This is a genomic window from Micavibrio aeruginosavorus ARL-13, assembly GCF_000226315.1.
Lineage (GTDB): Bacteria > Pseudomonadota > Alphaproteobacteria > Micavibrionales > Micavibrionaceae > Micavibrio > Micavibrio aeruginosavorus_B.
In genome coordinates this window covers 720,456-742,520 of sequence record NC_016026.1, presented here as the reverse complement: position 1 = coordinate 742,520, position 22,065 = coordinate 720,456, and the positions used below count along the sequence as shown (strand labels likewise).

Annotated in this window: 18 protein-coding genes; 13 read left to right on the top strand and 5 right to left on the bottom strand. The window is 54.7% G+C overall.

Translation table 11 applies throughout. The annotated features are described in order from the left end of the window. Positions 1-11: 11 nt before the first annotated feature. Entirely contained in the window at positions 12-1,364 is a 1,353-nt protein-coding gene (fliI, locus tag MICA_RS03505) for a flagellar protein export ATPase FliI (protein WP_014102308.1), read from the bottom strand. 125 nt (positions 1,365-1,489) lie between these two features. Here fliI and MICA_RS03500 point away from each other — a divergent pair, with 125 nt between their 5' ends. The 6 genes from MICA_RS03500 to pgsA all read left to right on the top strand — a co-directional run bounded on the left by MICA_RS03500 (position 1,490) and on the right by pgsA (position 7,445). Next, positions 1,490-2,731, top strand: a complete 1,242-nt coding sequence (locus MICA_RS03500) for an ELM1/GtrOC1 family putative glycosyltransferase (protein ID WP_014102307.1) — start codon at positions 1,490-1,492, stop codon at positions 2,729-2,731. A gap of 5 nt (positions 2,732-2,736) precedes the next feature. Further along, entirely contained in the window at positions 2,737-3,825 is a 1,089-nt protein-coding gene (locus tag MICA_RS03495; RefSeq protein WP_014102306.1) for an ELM1/GtrOC1 family putative glycosyltransferase, read from the top strand. Next, positions 3,822-4,856 carry an ELM1/GtrOC1 family putative glycosyltransferase gene (locus MICA_RS03490; protein WP_236619954.1) on the top strand — a complete coding sequence of 345 codons (1,035 nt, stop codon included), beginning with the start codon at positions 3,822-3,824 and terminating at the stop codon, positions 4,854-4,856. The genes MICA_RS03495 and MICA_RS03490 overlap by 4 nt, the downstream gene beginning before the upstream one ends. A 317-nt stretch (positions 4,857-5,173) precedes the next feature. Next, the gene (ctrA, locus tag MICA_RS03485; protein ID WP_014102304.1) at positions 5,174-5,881 is read left to right on the top strand and encodes a response regulator transcription factor CtrA; all 708 of its coding nucleotides are present in this window, start codon (positions 5,174-5,176) and stop codon (positions 5,879-5,881) included. A gap of 3 nt (positions 5,882-5,884) precedes the next feature. Beyond that, the gene (locus MICA_RS03480) at positions 5,885-6,853 is read left to right on the top strand and encodes an endonuclease/exonuclease/phosphatase family protein (protein WP_014102303.1); all 969 of its coding nucleotides are present in this window, start codon (positions 5,885-5,887) and stop codon (positions 6,851-6,853) included. A gap of 37 nt (positions 6,854-6,890) precedes the next feature. Beyond that, entirely contained in the window at positions 6,891-7,445 is a 555-nt protein-coding gene (pgsA, locus tag MICA_RS03475; RefSeq protein WP_014102302.1) for a CDP-diacylglycerol--glycerol-3-phosphate 3-phosphatidyltransferase, read from the top strand. A 10-nt stretch (positions 7,446-7,455) separates the two neighbouring features. Here pgsA and MICA_RS03470 read toward each other — a convergent pair whose 3' ends face one another. The 3 genes from MICA_RS03470 to MICA_RS03460 are packed head-to-tail and all read right to left on the bottom strand — an operon-like array spanning position 7,456 to position 11,872. Continuing rightward, positions 7,456-8,589 carry a type II secretion system protein gene (locus tag MICA_RS03470; RefSeq protein ID WP_014102301.1) on the bottom strand — a complete coding sequence of 378 codons (1,134 nt, stop codon included), beginning with the start codon at positions 8,587-8,589 and terminating at the stop codon, positions 7,456-7,458. Further along, positions 8,586-10,664: a type II secretion system protein gene (locus MICA_RS03465; protein WP_014102300.1), complete on the bottom strand. Its 2,079-nt coding sequence runs from the start codon at positions 10,662-10,664 to the stop codon at positions 8,586-8,588. Before MICA_RS03465 ends, MICA_RS03470 begins: the two co-directional genes overlap by 4 nt. Positions 10,665-10,696: 32 nt before the next feature. Further along, a complete protein-coding gene (locus MICA_RS03460) occupies positions 10,697-11,872 on the bottom strand; it encodes a prepilin-type N-terminal cleavage/methylation domain-containing protein (protein ID WP_014102299.1) in 1,176 nt (391 codons plus the stop codon). A gap of 173 nt (positions 11,873-12,045) precedes the next feature. On the opposite strand from MICA_RS03460, the gene MICA_RS03455 reads away from it, so the two are divergent. From MICA_RS03455 to MICA_RS03425, 7 genes are all read left to right on the top strand, one after another. After that, positions 12,046-13,125, top strand: coding sequence for a quinone-dependent dihydroorotate dehydrogenase (locus MICA_RS03455; protein ID WP_014102298.1), 1,080 nt, complete (start codon positions 12,046-12,048; stop codon positions 13,123-13,125). A 41-nt stretch (positions 13,126-13,166) separates the two neighbouring features. Continuing rightward, on the top strand, positions 13,167-14,669 hold the full coding sequence (locus tag MICA_RS03450; RefSeq protein ID WP_014102297.1) for an EAL domain-containing protein: 1,503 nt from the start codon (positions 13,167-13,169) through the stop codon (positions 14,667-14,669). 116 nt (positions 14,670-14,785) lie between these two features. Then, the gene (locus MICA_RS03445) at positions 14,786-16,594 is read left to right on the top strand and encodes an extracellular solute-binding protein (RefSeq protein WP_014102296.1); all 1,809 of its coding nucleotides are present in this window, start codon (positions 14,786-14,788) and stop codon (positions 16,592-16,594) included. Next, positions 16,594-17,412: a 3-deoxy-manno-octulosonate cytidylyltransferase gene (locus tag MICA_RS03440; RefSeq protein ID WP_014102295.1), complete on the top strand. Its 819-nt coding sequence runs from the start codon at positions 16,594-16,596 to the stop codon at positions 17,410-17,412. The genes MICA_RS03445 and MICA_RS03440 overlap by 1 nt, the downstream gene beginning before the upstream one ends. Positions 17,413-17,414: 2 nt before the next feature. After that, positions 17,415-19,232: an O-antigen ligase family protein gene (locus MICA_RS03435; RefSeq protein WP_014102294.1), complete on the top strand. Its 1,818-nt coding sequence runs from the start codon at positions 17,415-17,417 to the stop codon at positions 19,230-19,232. After that, on the top strand, positions 19,229-19,852 hold the full coding sequence (locus MICA_RS03430; protein ID WP_014102293.1) for a histidine phosphatase family protein: 624 nt from the start codon (positions 19,229-19,231) through the stop codon (positions 19,850-19,852). The genes MICA_RS03435 and MICA_RS03430 overlap by 4 nt, the downstream gene beginning before the upstream one ends. A gap of 740 nt (positions 19,853-20,592) precedes the next feature. Next, positions 20,593-21,192, top strand: a complete 600-nt coding sequence (locus MICA_RS03425; protein WP_014102292.1) for a hypothetical protein — start codon at positions 20,593-20,595, stop codon at positions 21,190-21,192. A gap of 2 nt (positions 21,193-21,194) precedes the next feature. Here the strand turns inward: MICA_RS03425 and MICA_RS03420 are convergent, their stop codons facing one another. Next, the gene (locus tag MICA_RS03420; protein ID WP_014102291.1) at positions 21,195-21,995 is read right to left on the bottom strand and encodes an endo alpha-1,4 polygalactosaminidase; all 801 of its coding nucleotides are present in this window, start codon (positions 21,993-21,995) and stop codon (positions 21,195-21,197) included. Between the last annotated feature and the right edge of the window lie 70 nt (positions 21,996-22,065).

Genomic DNA, 22,065 nt, shown 5'->3' with positions numbered 1-22,065 from the left:
CTACCCCCACTCTAAAAACGACGGCCGCGCGGTGTGGCGACGGAATTTAACATCTCTTGCATCCGCGCAAATCCTTCGACGATGGTGGTGTTATCGTCTTTGTTCTGCGCCAGAAACTCTTCCATTTTCGGGTACAGATCAATCGCCTCGTCCACCTTCGGGTCCGTACCCTTGCGGTATGCACCCAGGCGGATCAACTCGGCCATATCCTCGTAACTGGTAATCACCTGCTTCGCGCGTTTCAAAATGGCGTTCTGTTCATCGTTCAGCGCCCGTGGCAAGGCCCGTGATACGGACCGCAACACGTTAATGGCCGGATACCGCCCGCGATCGGCAATGGCGCGCTCCATCACGATGTGGCCGTCGATAATACCACGCACGGCATCGGCGATTGGTTCGTTGGTGTCATCCCCTTCGACCAGAACCGAGAACAACCCGGTAATCGATCCCTCACCCGGGCCACCCGGACCTGCGCGTTCCAGCAATCGGGCCAATTCGCCGAACGTGGTTGGCGGATAGCCCTTGGACGTTGGCGGCTCACCCGCGCTCAACCCGATTTCACGTTGGGCCATGGCGAAACGCGTGACGGAGTCCATCAGGCACAAAACCTGCTTCCCCTGTCTGCGGAAATATTCGGCCACGGCCAGCGTCGTGTACGCCGCCTGCCGCCGCATCAAAGCGGGTTCATCCCCGGTGGCGACAATCACAACCGATCGCGCCAGACCATCGGGGCCCAGATCGTCTTCCAAAAATTCCTGAACCTCGCGTCCCCGTTCCCCGATCAGACCGATCACGGAAATATCGGCCTCGGTATACCGCGCCATCATCGACAGCAGGACCGATTTACCAACGCCAGAGCCCGCGAAGATCCCCATACGCTGCCCACGGCAGACGGGGGTGAATGTATTGACGGCACGGACGCCCAGATCCAGTTTTTCGCCCATACGCTGGCGGCTGTGCGGCGGTGGCGGTGTATTCCGCAACGGCACCGGGTGCCCCCCCATCGGCAAATGCCCCTTGCCATCGATTGGTTGTGCCATGCCATTGATCACGCGGCCCAGCCACCGATCATCCGGGCAGATGACGGGCTTGCGCCCCTCAATCTCCGCCGGATTGCCCAGGCCGATCCCGTCCAGATTGCCAAACGGCATCAGCAACGCCCGGCCATCCTTGAACCCCACGACCTCGCACGGCACGGATGGCGCGTGCGCCGGGTGCAGGCGGACCCGCGACCCGATGGTCAGATCGGACCCAAATCCGGCAATTTCCACCAAAAGCCCAAGAATCTTCGTCACCCGCCCACAGACTTGATAGTCGGGCAGGATTGAGATTGAAGCTTCGGCTTGTTCGGCGAGACGGTCCATCCCCTTATTATGGCACAGTTTTACCCGCCCGACAGGGGCGATTTTCCGCCCTTTTCACAAAGCTTGCACGACAGGGGCATTTCCGCTATAAATTTCCATAACTTAAAATAAAGGACCCCTGCCTTATGCGCGATGTGCGGGACGCCGACACGACAAAACCCATGGCCAGCCTCGCTCTCAGCGCGGCCAATGATAATGATTCCGCCTCCACCAATGGATTGAAAACGAAGCTCTCCATCGCACTAACGCGCATGATGGCCCGGTTCGACCGCGACCATCGCGAGGGCTATGCCGAATCCATCCTGCGCCATGCCACGGTGCGTTTAAACAACCCCGATGGAAAACCACGTGTTTGGGTCTATATCGGCACAGACCACATGCATCGCGGCGACACCCATGGAACGATCGGAATCGGCCAGTGCATTGCCGAACGTCTTGGTGCGGACATTTTGCAAATTGATCAGGACATGCTCGACCGTTCATTCCCGAATACACAAGATTTAAGAAAACGCCTTTCGTCGCTGGTCAAAACCCACGGTCAGCCGGATATTATTCTGGGCACGCGGTCGATTGAGGCGATATGTGCCCTTTCTCAACCGCCGACACTGCACGTTATATCTGTCAATGAAAGCCATACAAAAACACTGCATAGCCCATTGTTAAAAGAAATCGCACCGCACCATCTGACCATGGATCTTTTACAAGAGGCCGGACGTGATTTGCGCCGCCGCCACAGAAAACTGACCGCCCCCATCATTGCCGTCTTTCTGGCCAGCGCGTCCAGAGTCGAACATCGAAACGCGATTCAAAAATTGTCAAAACTGTGCCGCCACAATGACAGAACCATCGTATATTTCTGTGCCTCTCATCGCACATCGGAAAAACAACAGGGTTTACTGGTCTCTGCATTTAAAAAGGCACTGGCCAACGATAATATTCAGGATCGCGTCCGCATCATTTCATCAAACCGCGAACAAAATGCGCGCAAATTTAATCCGTACAAGGGGCTTTTGAGCCTTGCCGACCACGCCGTGCTTCTGGGACAATCCGTGTCCATGCTGTCGGAAGCGATTGCAAATGGCCGTCCCATCTATCTGAGCCAGGGCGACCATCACGCACGGACTGGCTATCAGGAGTTAAAAAAGCACGGGTATGTAAAAATTATCGAAGAAATGGACGATTCAGCCCCATTGCAGAAAGAACAGTACCCACCGCTGAACGCCACGGAAGCCGTCGCCAACCATATTGTCGAATATTTCCAACTGGCCGCCAAAGCCCGCAGCGTCAGCAGTCAGGCAAGAAAACAGCCTTTTGGCTGTGGGCATGATTTCAAGAATCAAATTATACGAACCGTTTTAAAGCTCTAACGACCATGGATACACCAGAGCCGAACAACACAGTCCGCAATGCCCCCCCCTATCGATGCAACATCGACGGGATTATACGGGTCTGGGCCTATATCGGCGGAGACGATCCAATGCGCGGGGAAAGCCGCGGCGCGACCGGTCTGGCACAGCGCATTGCGGAAAAACTGAACGGGCGCATGTTGTATGTCGATGAAAATATGCTGCACAAAGCATTTCCAAACACAAAATCCATGGCCCAAAAAATCACCCGCCTGATGGCGCGCGACGGACGCCCGGATATTGTCATCGGACACACGGCGGAACAACTCATCCATAAAACAAACGCCGACCCAACATTTCTGATCGATACAATTTTACCGACTATAGCGGAAAGAATGCTGCCCAGCGGCATGGGGTTAAACCTGATCGTTCCACATCATTTAACACCCGACCGTCTGGCCCGGAATGGACAGGAATTTTTGGTGCGTCATCGTAATATCCGGCGCCCCCTCACGGCCCTTTTTCTAGCCGGCCTGTCTTGTGCGGATGACACGGCCGGCGTGATCGCCGACACGTGCTTAAACGGGGACGAAGGAACACTTTATTTTTGCCCGTCTACGCGCACGAACCAGATGCTCTATAGCCGCATGACGCATGATCTGGACAAAATTCTGAAGCGCCGCGGATTGAAGGAAAAATTCAATATCGTCGCCCCACCACTGGATGAGGTGAAAAAAGGGTTTAACCCCTATATCGGCTTGATTGATCAGGCGGATCACGCCGTTTTGGTTGGCGAATCCCAATCCATCATATCGGAAGCGATCGTGAATGGCCGCCCGGTTTACATCCATTGGCAAGAGTTACCTCAGGAACGGACCGCCCATGAAAAAAATTACAAACCATTGGCCGATGCCGGATATATTCGCTATCTGCACCAGCAACGGCCAGACCAGACCTTGAATTGTGCGCGCCTTGCCCCCGTTGATACATCGGACATTATCGCCACAAAAATCGCCAATGACTTTGATCGCAGTGCTCGTCTGCGCACCTTACGCCCGGGGATGATGGCCTTGCAAAATCCCTGTTGCCTGAACCTCAAACCATCCGGTGCATGACAATGGGATTTCGGTGTAACAGGGATGGGACAACACGCATCTGGGCCTATATCGGCAACGACGACCCCACGCGCGGCGAAAGCCATGGCGCGATTGGCCTTGCCAAACGTATTGCGGAACGTCTGAACGGAAACGCGCTGGTGATTGACCGCGTCATGATGCAGGATTGCTTTAAAGATACGCATGAAACAGCCCAGCGCATCAAAACACTTGCGGCACAGCATGGCGCACCCGACCTTGTGATTGGCCATGCCGCGAAAGAAAGCCTGTTTACGCAATCCCCTTTGCCAACCATTTTTATTCCAACGTCCCTGCCATCCATGGCAGACGATCTTTTCCGTGGGACGGCATTGGATGGGGTTGTCCCCCATCATTTGACCACGGACAATCTGAAACACGCGCAGACAGAATTCGATTGCCGGCACCCCGACCTGCCCCGCCCGCTAACCGCGATTTTTACAACAAGCCTGTGGCAGTATAGCGATCAGGACAATTTGTTTCACGACCTTGCACGCCATGGCCACCTAGACGGCACGGTTTATTTTTGCCCCAGCCGCCGCACCGAACCGGATTTGTACCAGACATTGACAAATCGATTTAAAAGCATCGCAATCCACACCGGGCGCGTTGAGCATATACGCATTATTGCCCCATCCTACACCTCGATTGAACACGGATATAATCCCTATAACGGATTGGTTGCTGCGGCCGATCACGCCATCCTGCTGGGTGAATCTCAATCCATCTTGTCGGAATGCATCACGCGCGGGCGAGCCATCTATACGGATACGCCCTATGCGGTCGCGCATACCCTGCTGGCCCAGCGATATGTTCGCGATTTTAATCGGCACGATCCGCGCCAGCCATTGGCCGGAACAGAATTGCCGCCCCTGAATGTGACGGACCACATCGCCGCCCACATCGCCGAAAAATTTAACGCCTTCGCCCTGCAACGGACGTGCGACCCGCACGGTATGGCCATGAAGAACCCGTTCGTGCACGCCCCCAACCTTAACCAACCCCGGTTTTAACGAATCTCTGTCCTTTAAGAATCCTCTTACATCTCACCGCGTCGCACAAAGCGGGGCTGAAGATTTCACAAATTTTTTCACGCGCCCCTCGCTCCGCCATAACATTATGAAAAAATTGAGAAAAATGCACCAAATCTCACATCCCGACCATAAAAAAGGGTGAAAGATTTGCAGGTCCGTTCAGGATTTGTTAATATTAATATTAATAAAGTTTAATCGGAGCTGGCACAGCAGGCTTGCGGATTAGAACGATCTCAAAGCCCACCACTGCAGCGACCTCCATTTTTAAGAATACCAACCAACCGCGGGGAAAAAACATGCGCGTTCTGCTCGTAGAAGATGACAGCTCCACAGCGAAAAGCATCGAACTGATGCTGAAATCCGAAGGTTACATTGTCGACACGACCGATCTGGGGGAAGACGGTCTGGAGATCGGCAAGATTTACGATTACGACATTATCATTCTGGACCTGATGCTGCCCGACATGGACGGCTACGATGTTCTGAAAAATCTGCGCGCCGCAAAAATCACCACCCCGATCCTGATCCTGTCCGGTCTGTCCGAAATGGATAACAAGATTAAGGGACTGGGCTTCGGTGCCGATGATTATTTGACCAAGCCGTTCGACAAACGTGAACTGATCGCCCGTATTCAAGCCATCGTTCGCCGTTCGCAGGGCCACAGCCAGTCCGTCATTATGACCGGCAAGGTGAAAGTGAACCTGGACACCCGCACGGTTGAAGTGGACAGCAAGCCGCTGCATTTGACCGGCAAGGAATACGGCATTCTGGAACTGCTTTCTTTGCGTAAGGGCTCGACCCTGACCAAGGAAATGTTCCTGAACCATTTGTACGGCGGTATGGACGAACCGGAAGTGAAAATCATCGACGTGTTCATCTGCAAACTGCGCAAAAAACTGGCCAACGCCGCCGGTGGCGATAACTACATCGAAACCGTCTGGGGCCGCGGCTACGTCCTGCGCGATCCGGAAGCCGAAAAGAAAAAAGCTGCCGCACGGGCATAAAGCATGGCCCTGTTTGGTTGGGCAAAATCATTAATCGGAGCAGCCAGGGAATTTACCATCGCCCTGGCTGTTTTGTTTGCACTGTCCCTGCTCGCCCCATTCTGGTTCTACTTTGAACTGCTCAGCCATTTTACCTTTCAATATTTTTTACTTGGGCTGGCCCTCTCTGCCTTCTGGCTCATTCAACGAAAAATTCGTCCGGCACTGCTAACCCTTGCCATCACACTGGCTTGCTTTTCCGCTATGCGCCTGCCAATGAACGAACCGCTTCGTTTCCTCTCCCCCACCATAGACGGGCCACACATCAACCTCCTACAGTTTAATGTCCAGATTAATAATGGTGACCAAACCCGCGTAATTGAATGGATTCGAAAACATGCACTGGACCATGACGTCCTGCTGTTTTACGAGGCCTCCCCCGCTCTGTCAGAGAGTTTAGAAACATTACGTTCGGATTTTCCTTACCAAATTCACGAACCGCGCAAGCACGCTTTCGGCATGGTGATTTTGAGCAAGCACGAGGTCACAAACAGCGAAATTACATCGCTTTACAGTAACTTCGTTGCTAGCTTTGATATCCGACCAAAAAACTTCGCCCTACCAATCAGAATTTTCAGCCTTCACGCTATTCCGCCGGGTATGGGGCGTACAGCCACGCGCGATTACGAGATTACCGAAAGCGCAAAACTTATTTCAAAAACAAAAGACAAACACATCATCTTTGCCGGTGATTGGAACATCACGCCCTACGCACCCGTTTTTCGTGATATTTTACAAATTTCTGGCCTCATCTACCAAGTGCCCGGGTTACAACAGCAACCCAGTTGGCCGACATTCGCCCCCAGCTTCGCCAAAATCCCAATCGACCACACGCTCTTTAGTGCCAGCCTCAGCCCCACCCAACGGGTTATCCACCGGGGAACCGCGTGGTCGGACCATAACGCCATAACAACCCGGTTTACTGAACGCTAGAAATTGCGAAACGCGTATAACCTGCTATAACACCCCCATGAAAACGATTCCAAAAAACACCGCCAATATCCTGACGGTTTTGCGCATTCTGTTGGTTCCGGTGATTGCGGGGCTGTTGCTGGTTCCGGCTGCGTGGGCGGTGTGGACGGCGTTTGTCCTGTATGGGCTGTGCGCCTTTACCGACTGGCTGGATGGGTGGATCGCGCGGAAATATGATCAATATTCCGATTTTGGCCGTTTCCTCGACCCGATTGCCGATAAAATCCTGGTCGCGGCCTTGTTCATCATGCTGGCCGCGACGAAGGCTATTCCCGGTATCTGGCTGGCCCTGCCCATCATTATCATGACACGCGAATTTCTGGTCGCGGGCTTGCGCGAATTTCTGGGACCGAAGGGCGTTGTGGTCCATGTCACGCAACTGGCCAAATGGAAAACCGCCGTGCAGATGATTGCGTTGGGCATCTTGATCCCCGGCATGTTGTACACAGGCGTAGCACAGGCAGGGTTATTGCTTCTGCTGGTTGCGACAATCCTGACCGTCATTACCGGATGGGATTATATGAAGACCGCGCGCAGCTATTTTAAATCGTAAAATAGAAGAATTATTCGCAGATCAGTCCGGTCTTGGTCGAATAACCAACGGCCTTGGTGCCGGATGCGCACGTGCTGGTCGTTACACTGCCCGTTACGGTCGCGCAAATCAGCTTGTTCAAGCCAATTCCCGTTGCCACCTGCCCAGTGGGACAGGCCGGTTCATTCCCGGCAATGACATCCGTGGTCATGCAATCGGCCCCATTTTCCGTACAGAACCCGGACGACAATGCGTTGCGCCCGCGCAAGACACCAACAACATGCAAACGTTCCGCCGGTGTATCGGTCCCGATACCAACATTGCCGATGTTGGTGTTGTATATATTTTCCCCATCTGGGGCGTAATTCCAGATGGATGACCCCGACCAAGCCAGATACCGCGCCATATCGTCATTATATTGGGCATTATTCCCCATCATGCGCAGACCACTGACAAACGTGGCGTTCACGTCACAATTTTCCCGTTCCGTCACACCGACAGGGCAATCGCTGAACCGCCCGCCGGTGGGTGAGAAAGCCCCGCCGCCATTGTCACCATGGGAAATGATAATAAAGTGCGCAGCCCCCGCCGGATCGGTCAAATCGCGACCAAATTCATCCTGAACAAAGATAGCCCCGCCATTGGATGAGAAATTGAAAGGCTCGGTCAAACTGCGACTTACGGCGAAGGTCAACGCCCGTCCCCAGCCGTCAACCACATTGGCGCGCGCCAGTTTGGCATTCGTCAAATTTGGAATCATCGTATTAAAGGGCACAATGCCGATCAGAACATCATCCCCCACCCCATCACCATTGGCATCCCGCCCCGATACACGGCACAGCCCAACATCAATATCATCCCCATTCACGCATGCGCCCAAAACCGGGGTTCCGTTGGCATCCAGAATAGCGGCTTCACCATACCCGCCATCATTTTCCTCAAGATTGCGGCGCGCAGGCAACGGATAGGCTCCCGTCGCATCCTGATAATCCGTCAAAGCTTCACGCACAGCCTGAATGTTGTCACGGGTAATATTCAATCGACGTTGCAAATCATAGCTTTGATAGGTATGCATCATCACCGTCATCAAGATGCCGATAATAATCGTGACAACAGCCATTTCGATCAGGGTAAAGCCCTGATCATTACGCTGAACCTTGTTCATTTACAATTACACCCGCTATAGTTTGTGTACATCCCACCTCCAGCGCTGCGGTTACAGGACCCAGAACCACCGCAATCGCATGTCGCACCGACCGTGCTGCCACGGCGTGTTGATTCCGTCACGCCCCCACCCGGGGGCGCCACCCATGTGCAAACCACAGGCGGGATCAAGGTGCAAGTATTGGACCCTGGCACTTCCGTCCAATCCGACCATGTGGCCGATGGACACAGGAATGATCGTGTCAATTTTACAGATCCTTCATACCCCGCCGGGCAAGCGCCGGTTTTTGTTTCTGCAGCCGGTTTACAAACACAAGTGTTGCTGACCTCTTCCCATGCGCTCCAGCTGTTCGAAGCACATGAGAATGTGCGTTTACGTTGAATCGATCCCGTATAACCGCTGGGGCAGCTGATGCCGGTCGGCCCTTCAGTTTTGTCCTCGCACGCGCATGTGTTGGACACGGTGGCCCAACTGCCCCACTGCCCGGTGTTGGCCCCGGTGCAGGTCCAGGACCGTTCCTGAATATGCGTTCCGGTATAATTAGCCGGGCATGACACTGTACGACGTTGTGATGTATTCACGCATGTACATGTTGCCGCACCATTGCCCGATGACGGACTCCAGCTGGTCCATGTACCAGCTGGGCAAATTTTATTTCGGGTTTGTGTATAGGTATTGCCCGTTTCAAATCCGGTGCCACAAGCACGGTTTTCCCGCGTTTCGGTTGCAGTTTGACAGGTACACTCCCCTGTTCCTGCATTATTCGGAATCCACGACCCATCTTTGCACGTATATTTGCGCGAATAATTTGCACCGGAATAAATTGTATAAGTCGCCCCGTTAGAGGCTTTTGGCAAAGTTTTTTCTTCGTTGCAAATCGTTGTGACAGTTTCCGACTGACAGGTTTTATCCTTCTCACACTTGATCGTTCGGTCAGCGTTCACACCGGTCATGACTTCACCTGCCGGGCATTTTTGAACAATTTCATCCACACATTCAACCTGGCCGTTCCGCACACCAACCATATATTGACCAATCGGGCACACCATGCCTCCACCCATAGCGGGATCACCCGCGATCAATGTTGGGGACATGCACCCCGACGCGGTAATATTGCCATCAACGCAATAAGATTGTGCCTTGGCACCATCACGGGCACGGGCATCACCCTGAATAATAACCGCTTCGGTAAAATTGCTATCGGCTGCAACCTTCACACCGACACCACCTGTTGCCAGCAGTGTCGCATGGATCATTGGCCCGCCTGGCCCGTCCGGGACCAATTCCCAAGGCGATACATCGGTCCGCGCGAAATACTGAACCGTGTCATCAAAATGATTCTCGTTGTTTGCTTCGCTGTATGCGGTGGCCCGGAAAATGGCATCACCATCTGTGGAGCAATTCAAATTTTCAAGCGTTGTGTTGCCAGGGCAATCATTTTGCAAAACACCGTCGCGGGAATAGGCACCAGCTTTGTTCGGCCCCATGCTGATCAACACAAAATGCCCGGACCCGGCAACGGGTAAAATCGTTTTTGCCACCGCCTGGCCGTCGACAATATCAACACCGCCGGCCGCCGCATTGAATGACGCCTTATCCGTCAGGATTTCCGTCACCGCATACACCATCCGGGCTGAATACCCGTCATAGGAGCTGGTGTCATCCAGACCCAGGGCACGGAATGGGACCGCCCCGATGCGCACACGCGGATTTATCGTCGACCCATCGACCAGCGTGACAGTGCGCACACTGTTTTTCACACACAGCCCACCCGCACACCCACCCGGAGCAATCGATGTATCCGTACAATCGCTTTCATGACCATATTCCGCCGTTCCCGGTGCGGCGGTCAGCGACGCCGGACACGGGTAATGCCCGTACATCACACGATATTCGCCCAAGGTTCGCAAAACTTCGTTCATATGAACAGTTTGCGTATCCAGAATTTCCTTTTTCTTATTGTTGTTATAAAGAGTCATCAACGGCGTGATTATCAACCCGACAACAATCATCACAACAGCCAGTTCGATCAGCGTATAACCGCCAGATTTCGACGTCTTCGTGAACCCAAACATTGCCCCACCCCTATATATTCAAAATATAATATCTACAAACTGCCACAGGTGAGCGTCCCACCACTCATCCCGATCACATATTGCCCCGTTGGGCACACCTGCCCCGAAACAGGGACCGCCGCCCCGCAATTCACCGATACATTCGCAATACGCGTCACAACACCACCATCCGTCGGGCACATAATTTTTCCGGTATCGCCGGCAATAACTTCTGGCGAAAAACAATTGTCGCCGTTTTCATCACATAATTCTTCGACTTCGAACTGGGTCGCCAGAATGTTTCCATTCACATCCAGATCGTATTCCGGGTCATCCGTGCCAATACCAACACCGCCAGGATTGGTATTCACAATATCATCGGGTGTTGTCACCGTTTCACGCCAAATCCCACCCTTGATCGACGACACGTTCAGTGTCAAATCATCGTAATATCGGGTATTGCCCTCTGTTTCCGAACGTGATGCCCCGTAATTGGACAATAAGAAGGTTGCGTTGTTATCGCAGTTTTTTGCATCTTCATTCGCACCAATGATACAGGCGGCACGCACAACACCTTCACGTGTATAACCGCCCTGTCCATTCGGACCGTGCGACACTAAAATGTAATGTTGCAGATCCGCCACCGGTTCCAGCGCGTTCGTACCCAACGTGCGATCATCAACATATTGTTCGGCGCGAATGGCACCGTTAATCACCAATTCCGTCCCCACAACAACCGGGGCCGGGAAGGTGGTTTCATCCGTCATATCTTCGGTCACGGTATAGGAAAATTTTGTTGACCAGCGATCATAGGTCCGTGTTTCCGCGATCTTCAAATCAACAAACGGGACGGCCCCGGTCACAAGTCTGCGCCCGCTGGCCCCGGCGGCACGACACAGCCCATTCGCACACGCCCCCACAGCCGGCAGCCCTGTGCAAACCTCCTTGCCATAGTCAGGATCATTCGGTCCCAACGTCAGACGCGCGGGACATGGGTAGCGTTTGTTTTCAATGTAAAACGTGTCGATCGCGTCTTTAACGTCGCTTTGGAACCCCATTGTGTCTTCGATCATGCGGGTTGCGCGCTGCGCCGTGGCCAGCGAGATCAAAGGCAGGAGAATTAAACTGAGGATAATCATCGCTATCGAAAGTTCGATCAGCGAAAACCCACTCTCTAAAAAGGGGCGTTTGCGGTGCAAAAGCGCACCGCACGGCTTGGTCCCAAACATCACACACACCTGATTTTATTATTATTTTTGGCTTTTTACGCAGAATCTATTCTTTTGATTATAAGCGGACATACGCCTGAAGGACAAGATTTTATTGCGCCGCAATGCTCCCTTGGCCCCCACCGCCAAAACCTGCTAGGGTCGTGCCAATTCAGTAATTTTCCTGTAATTTCATGGCCATGATGGATTTTTCACTCCCCTTCATTCGCACACTGGCCTTCGCCCTGCCACCTGAAGATGCGCACAATTTAACCTTGGCGCTGCTTCCCCTCGTGCCGCGGACGCAGGCCGTGGCGGATGATCCGGTTTTAAAAACCACCTTGTGGAACCGCATCTTCCCCAACCCCATCGGGCTGGCCGCCGGGTTTGACAAAAATGCAGCGGTGATTGCGCCGATGCTGAATCTCGGATTCGGGTTTGTCGAGGTGGGCACAGTTACGCCCCGCCCGCAAATGGGCAACCCGAAACCGCGCGTGTTTCGCAATCATCAGCACCACGCCATTATCAACCGCATGGGCTTTCCCAATGGCGGTGTAAATGTGTTCAAGGAAAATCTGGAAAAATTTCTGGATCAACGCCCGCGCCCACCCGGATTGGTCGGCATCAATATCGGCATGAACAAGGGCCAGAGCGATCCGGCGAAAGATTACATGCTGCTGGTGCAGGCGCTTGGCCCGTTTGCCGATTACCTGACCGTCAATATTTCATCACCGAACACGCCCGGCCTGCGCGATTTGCAGGAGCCGGATACATTCAAAGAATTGATCGGCAAAATCCTACATGAACGCGGTCGGTCTTGCGGCATGGCCCCGCCCCCGTTGCTGGTGAAACTGGCGCCCGACCTGCCGGATGATCAACTGCAAACCCTCGCCCGCGTGGCCGTCGATTCGCATGTTGATGGCCTGATTCTGACCAACACGACGTTGGACCGTCCCGATCATTTGCCCGAATCCTTCGCCCGCGAAAAAGGCGGCCTCAGCGGTCAAATTTTGCATAAAAAATCAACGCGCGCGATTGCCCTCGCTTATTCCGCAACAAACGGCACGTTGCCCATCATCGGGGCCGGTGGCGTGCATGACGCAGACAGCGCTTATGACAAAATAAAAGCGGGGGCCAGTCTGGTTCAACTCTATAGCGCGCTGGCCTTCAAAGGGCCCGGCGTGGTAAAAGAGATTAAATCCGGATTGATCGAACGATTACAGGCAGATGGCTATTCCCATGTGGGCGAAGCCGTGGGCGCCGATCACCGGTAAGGTATACAACGCATCTCTTTACCAATACGGGGCATGGCCACATGGCACAGGCAAAACAACGCGCTTGGTCTTTTTTAAATTCCCTTTTATCGCGCCCGCGCGTTGCTCCGGTTAATGTTGATCTGGATATGTCCGACATCAAGGCACCGCAAAACACACGCCGCTTCTCGGTCGCCTTCCTGCCCCGCCCCATCATTGAATCGCTCAGCACGATGCAGATGCGCATTGCCGTTGGCGCCGTGGCCGTTGTTGGCGCGCTGATCGTGGCGTTTGTCATGATCCGCCCGGACAGTGAAATTGGTTCCGCTGCTTTGCTGGGCGGCATATTGGTTCTGTCGGGTCTGGTCATGTACGACATCATCAGCCGCCGTAATTGGGAACGCACCATCACAGAACAATTGGAATCCCTGACCCGTAACCATGACCGCCTGGTGCGTGAAGTCGCGCGCAACCGCACCGATCTGGCCGTGGTGAAAGAAGGGCTGGCCGATGCCGCCGACGAAGTGATGGCCATTGGCAAAAATTTCGGCCCCGGCCACACGATCGAAGCAAAAATGATTGAAACAATCATCACGCAACTCTCCGAACTGGGCCGCCGCCCCAGCACGCGCATCCTGTCGCCACAGGAACAAGCCGCATTGAACGCGCAAGCCGAAGACCCAGCCATGGGTATTCTGGAGTTGCTGGTCGCGCCGCCGCCGAAAATGATTACGCCGCCATCGGCATTGGAAGCAGCCCTGAACCCCGATTTCAACAAATTCAGCGACACCATCGTCATGGAACTGATCCGCCACGCGGTTCAGAATGACCATATCGACGTCTTCGTCCAGCCTGTGGTCAGCCTGCCACAACGCAAAGCCCGTTTTCAGGAGCTGTATGCTCGCCTGCGCGCCGCCGCTGGATCGTACATTCCTGCCGCGCGCTACATGGAACTGGCGCACAAGGAATCGATGGTTCCCGCGATTGATAACCTGTTGCTGTTGCGCGCACTGCAAATCCTGCGTGATCAGCGTGATGATGATGATGCCCTGCCCTCGATCATCAATATTTCATCGGCCACTTTGCATGACACCAGCTTCATGAACGACCTGGTGACGTTCCTGGCCCAATATCGCACGCTGGCCCCGCGCATCGTGTTTGAATTGCCGTTGGGCGATATTGATAACGCCCCCAAAAGCGTGACTGAAATCCTCTCGGGCCTGTCGCAACTGGGTTGCCGTTTCTCGGTGGATCAAGTGCGCCGCCGCCGCATCGATATCAACCGCCTGCGCTCCATGGGTATTCGGTTTATCAAGCTGGATGCCGCATGGTTGATCCGCGAGGCGCAACAAGATGGCGGCAATGCCCGCATCACCAAACTGAAAGCCCAACTGGATCGCGCCGGGATTGATTTGATCGTTGAACGGGTCGAAAACCCCGGCCAATTGCGCGAAGTTTTGGACTTTGGCATCGATTACGGTCAGGGCTTCCTGTTCGCCAAACCGGATCTGTACGGATCCACCGGCCATAAAAGCGCGATCAACCCGAAACGCGCCGTGAACTAAACAAACCACAACCGTCACCCCGGCGAAAGCCGGGGTCCATGGGATAGATCGTATGGATACCGGCCCCATTGTTTCTTGGTGCCGGTATGACGAAAAGAACAAAGAGGACATTAAGAATGTTGAAGATTTTAAGCGGCGTGGTCGTTCTCGCCCTCCTGTCTTTCCCGGCGCTGGCCCAAGATGCCGCAGTGAAACCGGTTCATGCCCTGGCCATGCATGGCGCACCGAAATACGCGGCGGATTTTAAACATCTGGACTACGTCAATCCGAACGCGCCTAAGGGTGGCACATTCCGCCAGCACGTGATCGGCACATTCGACAGCCTGAACCCCCATATCATCAAGGGCGCGCCCGGTGCGGGATCATCGCTGGTCAATGAAACCTTGCTGGAACAATCGGCGGATGAACCGTTTTCGGAATATGGCCTGATCGCCGAAACCATCGAAGTACCGGAAGACCGCAGCTGGGTGATTTTCAACCTGCGCCCGCAGGCCAAATGGCATGATGGCCAACAAATCACCGCCGATGACGTGGTCTGGTCGTTCAACACGCTGACCACCGAAGGGGCACCGTTCTACAAAGCGTATTATCACAACGTGAAGACTGTGGAGGCCCTGTCCCCCACGCGCGTCAAATTCACGTTCGATATGGCGGGTAACCGTGAACTGCCGCTGATCGTCGGGCAATTGCCGATTTTGCCGAAACATTACTGGACCGCCGAGGGCCGCAAATTCGGTGAAAGCAGCCTGACTCCACCGCTGGGCAGCGGCCCGTATAAATACGGCACCGTCAAACCCGGTGAATTAATCGAATTGGTCCGCGTGCAGGATTGGTGGGCCAAGGATCTGCCTATCAATGTTGGGCGTTACAACTTCGACAAGCTGACATATGAATATTACCGCGATGCCAACGTGGCGTTGGAAGCATTCCTGGGCGGACAGTACGATTTCCGCCAGGAAAACACCGCCAAAACCTGGGCCACCGCGTATGACGCCCCCGTGGTTAAAAGCGGCCAGGTGAAGAAGGAAGAAGTTCACCACACTCTGCCGCAAGGGGCGCAAGGCTTTATTTTCAACCTGCGCCGCCCGATCTTTCAGGATATCAGCGTCCGCCGGGCCATTTCATATGCCTTTGACTTTGAATGGTCGAACAAGCAATTCGCGCACGATGCCTATACCCGCACGCGCAGCTATTTCTCCAACTCGGACATGGAAGCAAAAGGCCAGCCCAGTGCCGCCGAACTGGCCATTCTGGACCCTTTCCGTGACCAGCTTTTGCCCGGCGTCCTTGCAGAAGAATTTAACCCGCGCAAGACCGACGGGTCTGGCAACAACCGCGACATGCTGGCCGGGGCCAACGAACTGCTGAACAAAAGCGGATACGTCATGGGCAAGGATGGCGTGCGCGTGCATTCCATTACCGGACAACGGTTGGAATTTGAATTTATCGACAACAACCCGGCCTTTGAACGCTGGATCGCACCGTTTATCCAGAATTTGAAAAAACTGGGGATCAAAGCCACCTATCGCACGGTGGACGACGCCCAATATCAAAACCGCATGAACAATTTTGATTTTGACATGACGGTGATGGTGTACCCGCAATCCAGTTCACCGGGCAACGAACAACGCGAATTCTGGGGTTCGGACCGCGCGGAAATGCCGGGCTCTCGCAACTATATCGGGATCAAAGACCCCGTCGTCGACGCTTTGATCGAAAAAATCGTTGCCGCCCAGACGCGCGAGGAACTGATCGTTCTGTGTTCATCCCTCGACCGCGTTTTGCAATGGGGATATTACATGGTGCCCAACTGGTATTTGAGCGCATGGCGCATCGCCTATTGGGACAAATTTGAAAAACCCGCCATTGCCCCAACCTATGGCATGGGCGTGACCGACACCTGGTGGGCAAAGGACGCGAAATAATGTCATCCATCGCCATTATCATTCCGGCCCGGTATGGGTCGACGCGCTTTCCGGGTAAACCGCTGACCAAAATCGCAGGCATCACCATGCTGGACCGCGTGGTTCGACTGGCCCGCAAGGCCTGCGAAGATATGCGTGGCGTCATAATTGCCGTTGCGACAGAGGATCAGCGGATTGCCGACCATGCCGCAACGCTGGATGTGCCGTGCTACCTGACTTCGGATGATTGCCCAACGGGGTCGGACCGTGTTCTGGCCGCCATGCGCCAGATGGACCAGCGCCCCGATTTTATCGTCAACCTGCAAGGCGATGCCCCGTTCACACCACCATCCATCGTTCACGCTGTGATCAAGACATGGGTGGGCGACCCAGCACATTCCGTCGTCACACCGATTGTCCGTCTGAGCTGGGATGATCTGGATCGTTTGCGCGACAACAAAAAAACAACACCGTTCAGCGGCACCACCTGCGTCACCGATGCCAAGGGTCAGGCGCTGTGGTTTTCGAAAAACATCATCCCCGCCATCCGCAAGGAAGACAAAATGCGCGGGACCGATGCCACGTCCCCGGTGCAGCAGCATATCGGCTTGTACGGGTTCCGCACCGATGTGCTGGAGCGCTTCGTCACCTTGCCCGCCGGGCGGTATGAGGAGTTGGAGGGGCTGGAACAGCTCCGCCTGCTGGAAAACAATATTCCGGTGCAGACCGTCGCGGTGGATTTACCATCGGGCACGATGCAGGCGGGTATTGATTCCCCCGAAGATGTCGCGCGGGCCGAGGCTATGCTCAAAGAATTTGGCGATCCGCTGGCGGCATAACCATGATTCACCCGGCGACCATCCTTCCTGTTCTGTGTCTGTTGGCCGCTTCTGCCATCGCATTACCGCTCAGCGCGTTACAGGACCCGGGTCTGGCCCTTGTCATCGGGCTCATCCTGCTGGCCGGTGCCGCTACGGCGATCCCTGCTTTTCGCGCGGGCCGCATGATGATCCCCGCATCCGTGACGGCCTTATCCCTGCTCGGCCTGTGGGGCTGGATGGGCGTGTCCATGGCGTTCAGCCCGGTGCCTTTTCACAGCCTGATTGCCTTCTGCACGTTCAGTGCTCTGCCCATGACGTTTTTTGTCATCGGAACACACCCGCATCGTCATGACATGGTCCGGTGGCTGATGGGCGGTATGCTGGCACTGTTCTGCCTGTTGGCTTTGCCCGCACTGTGGCAATTTATAACAGGCGTGACCACACGGGCCCATTGGCCGATGCTGGATCCCAATATTCTCTGCACCCTGTTTGCACTGGCCCTGCCACTGGCTCTGACCCTCGCACTGACGGCAATAAACCGGGTGCAGAAGATTACAGGATTGATCGCTTGTGCCTTGCTGTGTGCCGCGATTATCGCCACGGGCAGCCGCGGTGGATTGGTCGCCGCCCTTGCCGCCGTGGTGACACTGATCGCGTTTATGGACCGCACCCTGATCAAGCGGGTCATGGCCCCGGCAATCACAATGATATTGTCCGTGGCCATAATGGTTTTTATCCTCGGGCCACAAACCACCACCATCGACCGCATGGCCACACTGGCGCAGAACGGAGCGGACGAAAACGGTCTTTTGCCCCGGCTGATCATGCATGAGGGGTCCATCCGCATGATGATGGATAATCCTGTTGTCGGCACCGGGCCGGGCACCTTCTTTCTGGTCTATCCCGGTTATCGCGGATCCATTTCCGATACGTCGCTGGGCGCGTGGGCGCATTGCGATCCCCTGCAATGGGGGGCAGAGGCCGGGATTCCGGCATTGATCCTGTTTTACATTATTCTTGGCGCCGTTTTGGTCCGTACAATTCGAGCCATGCGGATGGCCACGCCTGACCGACGGATGGATATTCTGGTGCCCTTCACCGCTTTGCTGGCCGTAGCTATTCAATCGCACGTCCAGTTCCCGCTGCAAACGCTGGCAGTGCTGGTTCCATGCGGCATCCTGCTGGCCGCGTGGCATCACGCGACCACGCTGGCCCTGCAGAATGGTGATGCCGTCATCATCCACGCCCCCGGGCCGAAACGAACGGGATTTCTGGTGGCGACGCTGGCGGTTCTGGTTTTGTTTATCGCCATTACCGTTCCGATTGGTGGCGCTTTGTTTGAAATGCGTGCCGCCAGCCGGGCCTGGGCGTCGGACGAGCCCGCTGATGCGCGCAATGTTCTGATTCATCTGGCCCGTGCGGATCGTTGGGGCCCGCACAGCTTTATCGATCCGGAAGTCACATTGGCCCGGATCAATATTTCAATGATCAACGCCAACGACAACCCAACCAGCCGCACGCGATTGATCAACGAGACCACGGACCTGCTGGATGCGGCAACACACTGGAACCCGTATTGGGCGGATATTGACGCCTTGCGCGGTGATCTGGCCCTGGCCATCGGCTTGCGCGATTCCGCGCGTGGGCATTATATCCGCGCCTTGCAAAAGAACCCCTTGCACTTTAACGCACGCATAGCCTTGGCACATACGATGCTGGATGATAAGAAAATGACGGATGCGGTGCAGTTGCTGGACATGGGCTTGCGCATGCCGCATCCGGGATGGTACCGCACGCAATCCGTCGCTTTGTTGAAATCCTATGGACTGGCCCAATGACCCGCACAACACTGATCATCGCGCGCCACGGCAATACATTTGAAAGCGGCGAAGCCCCGCGCCGTGTTGGATGCCGCACCGATTTGCCCTTAACAACAAAGGGCGAAGATCAAGCGCGCGCCATCGGCCACTACATTGCCACCAACGGCTATACGCCTGATGTATTGTTTACATCCACCCTGCAACGCACGATGCGGACGGGGGCGCTGGCACTGGAGGCGGCGCGGATTGATGCACCATCATCCACCCTGCCATTCCTGAATGAAATTGATTACGGCCCGGACGAAAACCAAACCGAAGATCACGTCATCGCACGTCTGGGTGAAACCGCATTACAGGATTGGGAAACGAACGGTATTATGCCGCCCGACTGGTCCCCGCGCCCCGCCACTATCATTGATGGCTGGACCACATTTGCCGACGACATTGTGCGCACCCGTCCGGGCCAATGCGTCATGGTCGTCACCTCCAATGGCATCGCCCGCTTTGCCCAACATCTGTGCCCCGACCCTGATTCTCTGGCCCGCGCGCATGGATTGAAAATGGCCACGGGGTCATTGTCCGTCTTTGTCCATGACGATGATCAATGGATACTCGAAGGCTGGAACATTCGCCCCTGAGCGGCCCAGAACTTGGGATTATCCAAAGCAACGGTAATTTTTTTCCAGTTTTAGCCGCATTATGAACAGCCGCCGGGTTGATCCGGCGCACTTTTCGGTTATAGCATTCCACCGGATGCTGAGTATGCGATCCGGGGCTCGAAAACCCCTTATCCAAGAGTCAGCGACCCGCATCGGTCGTGCCGATCCCGCGTAAAAACGTGGTTCAACAGATGCGCTTCTCGGCTTTTTCTTATGACCGGGGAGTGGTGGTGCATGTCCAGCGGCTTTGCCTAAAGACCATCACGCCGTTACTGATTCGACGGTTTTCGATCCCCGGTCGCCAGAGAAACTCTGGCGACCTTTCTTTTATCGTTCCCACGACGGCGGAGATCCTGAAACATTAACGCTAACTTGAGAAAAAATAAACTTAATCATAATTTTTTCTTCATTTTATCGCATTATGTCCAAACAATATCTTGATCCGTACACTTTTTTCGCGCTAATTTTTTCCCAGATGCCGAGTACGCATCCAGGACATCGAAACCCCTTAGGATCAGCGGCCCACATCGGCCGCAAAGGTCTGGGCCCCGCGCCACAGGCCAGTGGTGTGCCCGTCGTTCGCTCTACGACCGGGGAGTGGTGGTGTATGTCCAGCGTCTTTGCAGTAAAGACCATCACGCCGTCTCTGATTCTACGGTTTTCGATCCCCGGTCACCAGAGTGATGCTTTCGCTTTACACGGCAAGGTAAGGATCACACATGCGCGTTTTCATTGCTCTTCTGACTGGTATTTTTCTTTTCCTGACCACCCACGCGGCCACCGCCCAGCTTGCAGGACATGATACAGCCCCGGGAACATCGTGTTCCGGCTTTCCATCCGGTGCTACACGCCTGACCGCCGACGCCGACCAGGATGGGGCCAGCGTGATTTTGGTTTGTGACGGTACGACATGGAATGCGGCCCAAAGCAGCAGTGGAGGTGGCGGACAAAGCGGAACGTTCACATTTGAAGACAGTAACGCTACATGCGATTCTTCAAACAGCGGCATGATGATTTTTGACAGCAACAATCTCCTCAAACTCTGTGCTGATTCCACATGGCATGTTGTTTTCGCCCCCCATCCGGTGTGCCGGTCCTGGGCGGAATCATCCCGCGTTAATTGCGGCGGCAGTTATGCCAGCACACAATCCACGCAAACAACGCGCGCCGCTTGCCAGACATGGTGCGAGGCCCAGCCGGGGTCGCGGGCCTGTGAACATATTGCCGGTACAAATACGTGTCGCTCATACAACATGTGCGATGTGTATGGCGTGTCATCGAATGCGTCTTATGCGGCAACAATGTGTTACGGCGGGTAATATCATTGCGGACATTTATGCAGGACCGCCGTCAATTGGCGATCCTTGAACACCACATTCACATGCTCTGGCTTACGCTTACAAGCCATGCTGACAGCCAGATCAATGTTGTTTTCCGGGTATTCAATATCAAAAATCGCCTTACCCGCTTTCTGGAACGGGGCGGATTCCGCACACCATCCCTCAGCCACACAGCTTTCCATTAACACCCAATCAAAATCCGCCACCAGCGCTGTTGATAATGATGTTGCATTTTTTAAACCAATGCCCAGCCCCCGGCTGTGAGCCGCACGTGCGAGCCAGCGATTAAAAGTGATTTGATTGGTGTCGCTGATGGAAAATCCGGTCGTGTTGTCGAACCCGTTGATATTGTCCGGGTCCACACCGTCAAACCCCTTATCCCGACACAAATCCAGTCGCGCCTCGATCAACGGTCGTAAACCACGATTGCGAATATCCAGCCATTTTTCCCCCTGCCAGCCGCGATACCGCTTGCCAATCAGCTTGGTTGGAAAATCCTTGGCATCGGGGCGCCAGTTTTCCCATGCCCCAACATTGATGTAACACACAACCCATGTCCCCTGCTTCTGTAACGCCGCCACTGTTTCAGCAGGCGTATCAAACAGATCTAGGATCAGCATGTCGCGGACAGGCAGATTATCAATCGGGGGCGGGTCCTGGAGCAAAATGTCCCAATTGCGCACACTCGCATTGGGCCGCCACCATGATACGGCGTCCCCCGCATACCCTGCGGACGGGGTGCACAGCAATATCATGATTAAAAGACCGAAAAACCTGCTCATAATACGCCCCCCGCGCTGATCACGACTTTGACAGCCATGAACCGCCTGTGCCAGTCTATTCCTCATCCAC